Source organism: Aeromicrobium sp. REDSEA-S32_B7, assembly GCF_001626145.1.
GTDB classification, from domain to species: Bacteria; Actinomycetota; Actinomycetes; order Propionibacteriales; family Nocardioidaceae; genus Aeromicrobium; species Aeromicrobium erythreum.
This window is the reverse complement of the sequence record NZ_LUNF01000150.1, coordinates 1-7,792: the sequence shown is the minus strand read 5'-3', so window position 1 is coordinate 7,792 and position 7,792 is coordinate 1. Positions and strand designations below refer to the sequence as shown.

Sequence of the window (7,792 nt, the reverse complement as noted above, 5' to 3'; positions counted from 1 at the left end):
CGTACGGACCGCGCGCCGCTACAGTCGGTCCATGACGCAGTGGGAGTACCTGACCGCACCGGTGCTGGTGCACGCGACCAAGCAGATCCTCGACAACTTCGGCCGCGACGGCTGGGAGCTCGTGCAGATCGTGCCGGGCATGAACCCCGAGAACCTCGTGGCCTACTTCAAGCGGCCGGTCCAGTCGTGAGCGACGGCACCGTCGAGCAGCGTCTGGCCGACCTCGGCCTGACGCTGCCGGAGGTGGCGGCACCGCTCGCGTCGTACGTGCCCGCGGTGCGCTCCGGTGCCCACGTGTTCACGGCCGGCCAGCTGCCGTTGTCGTCGGGCGAGCTCGTCGCGACCGGCAAGGTCGGCGGCGAGGTGTCCGCCGAGGAGGCCCAGGCTGCCGCGCGCCAGTGCGCCCTGAACGCCCTCGCGGCGGTCAAGTCGGTCGTCGGCTCGCTCGACGCCGTGCGCCAGGTCGTCAAGGTCACCGTGTTCGTGGCCAGCACCCCCGACTTCACCGGCCAGCCCATGGTGGCGAACGGGGCCAGCGAGCTGCTCGGCGACGTGTTCGGCGACGCCGGACGGCACGCTCGCAGTGCCGTGGGCGTGCCCGTGCTGCCGATCGACGCACCCGTCGAGGTCGAGCTCGTCGTCGAGGTCGACTGACCGTGCGGGTGCCGATCCCGGACGTGTTCCGCGACCGCGTCGCCACGTGGGACGGCACCCCGGCGCCGACGCGCGCCGCGGCGACCATCGCCCTCGTGCGACCCGGCGTCGGCGGGCCCGAGACCTACCTGCTGCGTCGTCAGCAGACGATGGCGTTCGCGCCCGGCATGTACGTCTTCCCGGGCGGAGGTCTGCAGGAGTCCGACCGCGAGGTGGTCGGCTGGGTCGGCCCGTCGTCGAGCCAGTGGGGCGAGCGGCTCGGCTGCGACCCCGACACCGCGCGCGCCCTCGTCGTCGCGGCGGTGCGGGAGACGTTCGAGGAGTCCGGGATCCTGTTCGCGGGCGCCGACGAGCACTCCGTCGTCGCCGACACCTCCTCGCCCGAGCTGCAGAAGGCCCGGCTCGACCTCGACGCCGGCGAGCTGAGCTTCGGCGACTTCCTCGGCGCGCGCGACCTGGTGCTGCGCTCGGACCTCCTCGGCGCGTGGTCGCACTGGATCACCCCGGCGTTCGAGCCGCGCCGCTACGACACCCGCTTCTTCGTGGCTGCCGTGCCGCGGGGGCAGAGCGTCGGCACGCTGCCGGGCGAGGCCGACCGCGCGACGTGGGCGTCGATCGCGTCAGTCCTCGAGGCGGTCAAGGCGGGCGAGGCGGCCATGCTGCCGCCCACCTGGATCACCTGCCGTGAGCTGGCGCAGGCCGACCCGGCCACGCTCGTCGACGATGCACGGGCCCGCGAGGTCCGCCCGATCGAGCCCCGGCTGGTCAAGGTCGACGGCGAGTGGTTCCTGGACAACCCGATCGAGGAGGAGACCCATGGCTGAGCCGGTCGAGGTCACCGAGCGCGCCAGCGTGGTGCGCGCGGACAACCCGGGCATCATGACGCTCGAGGGGACCAACACGTGGATCCTGCGAGAGCCCGGTGCGCGTCGGTCGGTCGTGGTCGACCCCGGCCCCGACGATCCCGCCCACCTCGACGCGGTGCTGGCGGCGGCGGGCGAGGTCGGGCTGGTGCTGTACACGCACCACCACGGCGACCACACCGACGCCTTCGACACCATGCGCGAGCGCACGGGTGCGCCGGCCCGGGCGGTGACCGACCGGTTCTGCGCCGACGCGATGCCGCTGACCGACGGCGAGGAGCTCGAGGTCGACGGGCTGCGGCTCGTGGTGCTGCTGACGCCGGGCCACACGCGCGACTCGGCCTGCCTGCGCCTGGCCGACGAGGCCACCGTGCTCACCGGCGACACCGTGCTCGGTCGCGGCACGACGGTGGTGGCCCACCCCGACGGGCAGCTGGGCCCCTACCTCGACTCCCTGGCGCAGCTGCGCCAGCTCGTGGAGGAGGGCTGCGCCGACCGCATCCTCCCCGGCCACGGTCCGGTCGTCGACGACCCGGGCGCGGTGCTCGACCACTACCTCGACCACCGCGAGGAGCGCCTCGACCAGGTGCGCGCGGCGGTCGCGGCAGGTCACGACACCCCCCGCGCCGTCGTCGAGCACGTCTACGCCGACGTCGACCCGGTCCTCTGGGACGCCGCCGAGCTCAGCGTCCGCGCCCAGCTCGAGTACCTGCAGCAGTCCTAGTCCCTGCGTTTCGGACACTTCCGGGTCGTCCGACGCGCCTCCGGTGCCCCGCAACTGTCCAAAACTCGTGGGCGGAGCGGCACTGACGCCGACGGGGCGCCTCTCGGGTGGGAGACGCCCCGTCGAGGGTGGTGCGGGTCAGCGGCGCGACTTCGCGGCGCGGGCGCGCTCGGAGACGTTGAGGATGACCTTGCGGATACGCACGTGCGAGGGGGTCACCTCGACGCACTCGTCCTCGCGGCAGAACTCCAGGCACTGCTCGAGCGACAGCTTCTTCGGGGGGATGACCTTCTCGAAGTTGTCCGACGTCGCCGAGCGGATGTTGGTCTGCTTCTTCTCCTTGGTGATGTTGACGTCCATGTCGTCGTCACGGGAGTTCTCGCCGACGATCATGCCCTCGTAGACCTCGGTCGCAGGCTCGACGAACAGCACGCCGCGCTCCTGCAGGTTGGTCATCGCGAACGCCGTGACCGCGCCGGCGCGGTCGGCGACCAGCGAGCCCGACGGGCGGGTCGAGATGTCGCCGAACCACGGCTCGTAGCCCTCGGAGATGTGGTGGGCGATGCCCGTGCCGCGGGTGTCGGTGAGGAACTCGGTGCGGAAGCCGATGAGCCCGCGCGCCGGGACCAGGAACTCCATCCGGACCCAGCCGGTGCCGTGGTTGATCATCTGCTCCATGCGACCCTTGCGGACCGCGAGCAGCTGCGTGATGGTGCCGAGGTACTCCTCGGGCGCGTCGATGGTCAGGCGCTCGACCGGCTCGTGGAGCTTGCCGTCGATCTCCTTCGTGACCACCTGCGGCTTGCCGACCGTGAGCTCGTAGCCCTCACGACGCATCTGCTCGACGAGGATCGCGAGGGCCAGCTCACCGCGACCCTGGACCTCCCAGGCGTCGGGACGGTCGGTCGGGAGCACCCGGATCGAGACGTTGCCGATGAGCTCGGAGTCGAGACGGTCCTTGACGAGCCGGGCGGTGACCTTCGTGCCCTTCTCGCGGCCGGCGAGCGGCGACGTGTTCGTGCCGATCGTCATCGAGATGGCCGGCTCGTCGACGTGGATGAGCGGCAGCGCGACCGGGTTCTCCGGGTCGGCCAGCGTCTCGCCGATGTTGATGTCGGCGATGCCCGCGATGGCGACGATGTCGCCGGGGCCGGCCGACTCGCCGGGCTTGCGCTCGAGCGCCTCCGTGACGAGTAGCTCGGTGATCTTGACCCGCTCGGTCGAGCCGTCACGCTTCATCCACGCGACCTGCTGACCCTTCTTCAGCGTGCCCTCCTTGACGCGCACGAGCGCCAGGCGGCCGAGGAACGGCGAGGAGTCGAGGTTGGTCACGTGCGCCTGCAGCGGCGCGCCCTCGGTGTACTCCGGGGCGGGCACGGCGTCGAGGATCGTCTGGAACAGCGGGACCAGGTTGTCGTTGTCGGGCAGGCCGCCGTCGGCGGGCTGCTCGAGGGACGCGCGGCCGGCCTTCGCCGACGCGTACACGACGGGGAAGTCGAGGGCGTCGTCGCCGGCGTCGTCGGGCAGGAGGTCGAGGAACAGGTCGTAGGTCTCGTCGACGACCTCGGCGATGCGCGAGTCGGGACGGTCGACCTTGTTGACGACCAGGATCACCGGCATCTTCGCGGCGAGCGCCTTGCGCAGCACGAAGCGGGTCTGCGGCAGCGGGCCCTCGGACGCGTCGACGAGGAGCACGACGGCGTCGACCATGGACAGGCCGCGCTCGACCTCGCCACCGAAGTCGGCGTGGCCGGGGGTGTCGATGATGTTGATGACGACACCGCCCTCGGGGGCGCCGGGGCCCTCGTAGCGGACGGCGGTGTTCTTCGCGAGGATGGTGATGCCCTTCTCGCGCTCGAGGTCGCCGGAGTCCATGACTCGGTCGGTGACCTCCTGGTGCTCGGCGTAGGCGCCCTGCTGCTGGAGCATGGCGTCGACGAGCGTGGTCTTGCCGTGGTCGACGTGGGCGACGATCGCGACGTTGCGCAGATCGTGACGGCGGGTGGACATGCGGAACTTCCTCGCGCTGGATGATCAGGAGCGCTCGGACCGAGCGCGACGGGCCTGGCACGGAGTGCGGCCTCGAGAAGTCTAGTCGTGCCGTGGCCGTGCTCCTGCCACCTGGACGCTCGCAGCCCCGAAACTAGATGCAGGTCACAATCATCGCGTTGCTGCAATGGTTGCGTGTGCGTTAGCATCGACCGGTGACCACCGACCGGAACGACGTGTACGAGCGGCTCGAGCTGTTCGTCCAGCGCCTCATGAGCTGCGTGCACGCGGAGGGGCTCGACCAGCTGGTCGAGCTCGACCTCTCCATGTCGCAGGCGCGCGCCATGTTCACCGTCGCGCTCGCCGACCGACCCCTCGCGATCAACGAGATCGCGACGTCCATCGGCCTGTCGGTCGCGGCCGCAGGCCGCACCGTCGACCAACTGGTGAAGCTCGGCTGCCTGGAGCGTCACGAGAGCCCCGACGACCGTCGCGTCAAGCTCGTCGCCCTGACGAAGCGCGGCTTCGACGCCGTCGACCAGCAGATGGAGCACAAGCGGCGCGCCCTGCGGGTCGTCGCCGAGCAGCTCCAGCCCGACCACGCCGAGGACCTGCACCGGGTCCTCGGCCAGATCCTCGAGAGCGATGCTCTGCGAGTACCGGAGAAGGAAGACCATGTCTGACCAGACCACCGTCGATGCCTCGACGTCCGTCCCGGACGACGACCGCATCACGCCCGAGATCCTGAAGGTCGCCGGTGTCGTCGTGCTCGGCGCCATCATGTCGATCCTCGACATCACCGTCGTCAACGTCGCGCTGCCGACGTTCCAGAAGGCCTTCGACGTCACCGAGCTGTCCACGGTCGCGTGGTCGGTCACCGGCTACACGCTCGCGCTCGCGGCCGTCATCCCGCTGACCGGTTGGGCGGCCGACCGCTTCGGCACCAAGCGGCTCTACATGACCGCGATCGCGCTGTTCACGATCGGCTCGGTCCTCTGCGCCTCCGCCTGGAGCATCGAGTCGCTCGTCGCGTTCCGCGTGCTGCAGGGGCTCGGCGGCGGCATGCTGATGCCGCTCGGCATGACGATCATGACCCGGGCCGCGGGCCCGCACCGCATGGGCCGCCTCATGGCGATCCTCGGCATCCCGATGCTGCTCGGCCCGATCATGGGCCCGATCCTCGGCGGCTGGCTCATCGAGATCGCCTCGTGGCACTGGATCTTCCTCATCAACCTGCCGCTCGGCATCGCCGCGTTCGTCTACGCGCTGGTCATCCTGCCGAAGGACCACGCCGAGCCCAGCGAGTCCTTCGACGTCGTCGGCATGCTGCTCATGTCGCCCGGCCTCGCGCTGTTCCTGTTCGGTGTCTCCTCCATCCCGGAGACCGGCACCGTCGAGTCGACGCGTGTGCTGCTGCCCTCGATCGTGGGCGCGCTGCTCATCGTCGGCTTCGTGTTCTGGGCCTTCAAGCCCCAGCACCCGCTGCTCGACCTGCGCCTGTTCAAGGACCGCAACCTCGCCGTCGCGACCATCACGATGTTCCTGTTCGTCGGCGCGTTCTTCGGTGCCCTGCTGCTCGTCCCCACCTACTTCCAGCAGGTGCGTGGCGAGAGCGTCCTGAAGGCCGGCCTGCTCGTCGCCCCGCAGGGCATCGGCGCCATGCTGACCATGCCGATCGCCGGCACGCTCGTCGACCGCATGCCGGTCGGCCGCATCGTCCCGTTCGGCTTCGGTGCAGCAGGTGGCCAGCTCCATCGGCGTCGCGATCATGACGGTGCTGCTCACCAACGGCATCAAGAACTCGGCCGCCGCCAGCGCCGCCCAGGAGATCGGGACGGCCCAGGCCGCCGGTCAGCAGCCGCCGGCCGACGCCGCCGAGACCGCGCAGCGCCTCGGTGACAGCTTCCTGCCGACGGTCCTGCAGGACACGGCCGACGCCTTCCACCACACCTACCTGGTGGCGCTCGCGCTGATCGTCGTCGCCCTCGTGCCCGTGGCGTTCATGCCTCGCAAGCGCGAGGCGTCGCACCTGCTCGACGACGAGGGCCGTCCGCCCGTCGTCGTGCACTGAGCACCACGTCTGACGTCTGACGTACGAGGGCCCCGCACCGCTCGGTGCGGGGCCCTCGTGCGTCGTGACCTGGGAGCTCGGTCAGGAGGTGCGGTGCACCTTGTGCTGCGAGGCCTGCGCGATCGGCTTGACGACCACGAGGTCGACGTTGACGTGCTGCGGGCGCGTGGCCACCCAGGCGACCACGTCGGCGACGTCGTCGGCCGTGAGCGGCTCGTCGACGCCCCGGTAGACGGCGTCGGCGCGCTCGGTGTCGCCGTCGAAACGGGTCAGCGCGAACTCCTCCGTGCGCACCATCCCCCCGCCGCCCTCGTAGGCGATGCGGCCGGCGGTCGAGCCGATGTTGACCACCGTGCCGGCGCCGCTCGCCTCGAGCGCCGGGAGCAGGGCTCGGGTGACCTGCAGCGTGCCGATGACGTTCGTCTCGTACATGGAGCGCCAGTCGTCGGGGTCGGCCGACTCGACCGGATCGAGGCCGATCGCCCCGCCGGCGTCGCCGCTGCCAGGCTGCTCCAGCGGCGACGTGTGCGCCGAGAGCATGGCCACGCGGCGCGGCAGCGGGAGGGAGGTCACCGCACCATCTTGGCCCGGGCCGCCCAGCGGCGCAGCGCTCCCCCTCCGCCGACGGGTGTCGCGCCGGGCGTCCGGGCGGGTGCGACGATGGGCGCATGGTCGAGTCGAACCCGAGCACCGCCCGTCCCGTCGCCGTCGTCACCGGTGCCAGCAGCGGCATCGGCGCCGCGTCGGCCCGTCAGCTGGCCCGCGCCGGCTACCGCGTGGTGTGCGCGGCGCGTCGGGTCGAGCGGATCGAGGCACTGGCCGCCGAGATCGACGGCCAATCCGACAAGGAAGATCATCACGAAGCTCGACAGGGCCAGCCAGACGGTGATCGAGCCGCGCTCGTCGCGCCGCCGGCTCATCGTTCCCGCCAGGTGTCGATCGGGCTGGACATGGTCGCGCGCATGACCCGCGAGCCGGGGACGCCCGGGACCGCCAGGTCGGAGAGATTCATGCGACAGGACACGGTGACCTCGACCGAGCCGGGCACACCGGGCTGCTTGTTGAAGTCGGTGGTGTCGACGGTGACGTCGACGTCGGAGCAGCTGATCTTCTGGTTGGCGATGCTTGCGACCGCAGCCTGGTGGGCGTCGCTGCGTGCGGTCTGGGCGTCGCGGGCGATCGACGCGGACCGGGCCCCGTCCGCGGCAGCTGTTTGAAGTGCCTCGTGGGTGGTGGCGGTTCGCCCGCCGAAGATGATCAGGCCGACAAAGAGCGCGAAGGCAGGTACGCCGATCGCCGATTCGATCGCCGCGGATCCGCGCTCGTCTCGTCGGCTCATGGTGTTCCCGCCGCGTTCGGAGCGGTGAGCCGCTCGACGGGGACTGTCGCGCTCTGGGTGATCCGGACCTTCCATCCCGGGATCACGCTCAGGCTGAAGCCGGTGACCGTGACGGTTGCGGTTGTCGCTGTGCGGCTCGCACTGGTCGAGGT

Annotated in this window: 9 protein-coding genes and 1 pseudogene; 7 read left to right on the top strand and 3 right to left on the bottom strand. The window is 71.0% G+C overall.

The window, feature by feature from the left end:
- The first annotated feature begins 31 nt into the window (after positions 1-31).
- From A6Q79_RS10640 to A6Q79_RS10625, 4 genes are read left to right on the top strand one after another with little or no spacing between them, the layout of a single operon-like run.
- The gene (locus A6Q79_RS10640) at positions 32-190 is read left to right on the top strand and encodes a DUF4177 domain-containing protein (RefSeq protein WP_144433633.1); all 159 of its coding nucleotides are present in this window, start codon (positions 32-34) and stop codon (positions 188-190) included.
- The gene (locus A6Q79_RS10635) at positions 187-654 is read left to right on the top strand and encodes a RidA family protein (RefSeq protein WP_286690172.1); all 468 of its coding nucleotides are present in this window, start codon (positions 187-189) and stop codon (positions 652-654) included. Before A6Q79_RS10640 ends, A6Q79_RS10635 begins: the two co-directional genes overlap by 4 nt.
- A gap of 8 nt (positions 655-662) precedes the next feature.
- Positions 663-1,478, top strand: coding sequence for an NUDIX hydrolase (locus A6Q79_RS10630; protein ID WP_286690171.1), 816 nt, complete (start codon positions 663-665; stop codon positions 1,476-1,478).
- Entirely contained in the window at positions 1,471-2,241 is a 771-nt protein-coding gene (locus A6Q79_RS10625; protein WP_286690170.1) for an MBL fold metallo-hydrolase, read from the top strand. The genes A6Q79_RS10630 and A6Q79_RS10625 overlap by 8 nt, the downstream gene beginning before the upstream one ends.
- Before the next feature lie 138 nt (positions 2,242-2,379).
- On the opposite strand, the gene typA is transcribed toward A6Q79_RS10625, so the two are convergent.
- The gene (gene typA, locus A6Q79_RS10620; protein WP_286690169.1) at positions 2,380-4,251 is read right to left on the bottom strand and encodes a translational GTPase TypA; all 1,872 of its coding nucleotides are present in this window, start codon (positions 4,249-4,251) and stop codon (positions 2,380-2,382) included.
- A gap of 194 nt (positions 4,252-4,445) precedes the next feature.
- Here typA and A6Q79_RS10615 point away from each other — a divergent pair, with 194 nt between their 5' ends.
- Both A6Q79_RS10615 and A6Q79_RS10610 read left to right on the top strand, forming a co-directional pair.
- Positions 4,446-4,913, top strand: a complete 468-nt coding sequence (locus tag A6Q79_RS10615; protein ID WP_286690168.1) for a MarR family winged helix-turn-helix transcriptional regulator — start codon at positions 4,446-4,448, stop codon at positions 4,911-4,913.
- Positions 4,906-6,129, top strand: a complete 1,224-nt coding sequence (locus A6Q79_RS10610; protein ID WP_317698151.1) for a DHA2 family efflux MFS transporter permease subunit — start codon at positions 4,906-4,908, stop codon at positions 6,127-6,129. The genes A6Q79_RS10615 and A6Q79_RS10610 overlap by 8 nt, the downstream gene beginning before the upstream one ends.
- Positions 6,130-6,382: 253 nt before the next feature.
- On the opposite strand, the gene A6Q79_RS10605 is transcribed toward A6Q79_RS10610, so the two are convergent.
- Complete coding sequence (locus A6Q79_RS10605) at positions 6,383-6,874, bottom strand: SDR family NAD(P)-dependent oxidoreductase (RefSeq protein ID WP_317698149.1); 492 nt, start codon at positions 6,872-6,874, stop codon at positions 6,383-6,385.
- Positions 6,875-6,969: 95 nt separating this feature from the next.
- Here A6Q79_RS10605 and A6Q79_RS10600 point away from each other — a divergent pair.
- Positions 6,970-7,143, top strand: a pseudogene (locus A6Q79_RS10600) (SDR family NAD(P)-dependent oxidoreductase); the annotation flags it as partial.
- 74 nt (positions 7,144-7,217) lie between these two features.
- Here the strand turns inward: A6Q79_RS10600 and A6Q79_RS10595 are convergent.
- Positions 7,218-7,640 carry a pilus assembly protein gene (locus A6Q79_RS10595; RefSeq protein WP_317698147.1) on the bottom strand — a complete coding sequence of 141 codons (423 nt, stop codon included), beginning with the start codon at positions 7,638-7,640 and terminating at the stop codon, positions 7,218-7,220.
- Positions 7,641-7,792 lie beyond the last annotated feature (152 nt).

What these genes read in the sequence shown, in the direction of transcription:
- A6Q79_RS10640 (WP_144433633.1), top strand. Translation starts at nt 32, where the DNA reads ATGACGCAGTGGGAGTACCTGACCGCACCGGTGCTGGTGCACGCGACC.
- A6Q79_RS10610 (WP_317698151.1), top strand. Translation starts at nt 4,906, where the DNA reads ATGTCTGACCAGACCACCGTCGATGCCTCGACGTCCGTCCCGGACGAC.
- A6Q79_RS10595 (WP_317698147.1), bottom strand. Translation starts at nt 7,640, where the DNA reads ATGAGCCGACGAGACGAGCGCGGATCCGCGGCGATCGAATCGGCGATC.
- typA (WP_286690169.1), bottom strand. Translation starts at nt 4,251, where the DNA reads ATGTCCACCCGCCGTCACGATCTGCGCAACGTCGCGATCGTCGCCCAC.
- A6Q79_RS10625 (WP_286690170.1), top strand. Translation starts at nt 1,471, where the DNA reads ATGGCTGAGCCGGTCGAGGTCACCGAGCGCGCCAGCGTGGTGCGCGCG.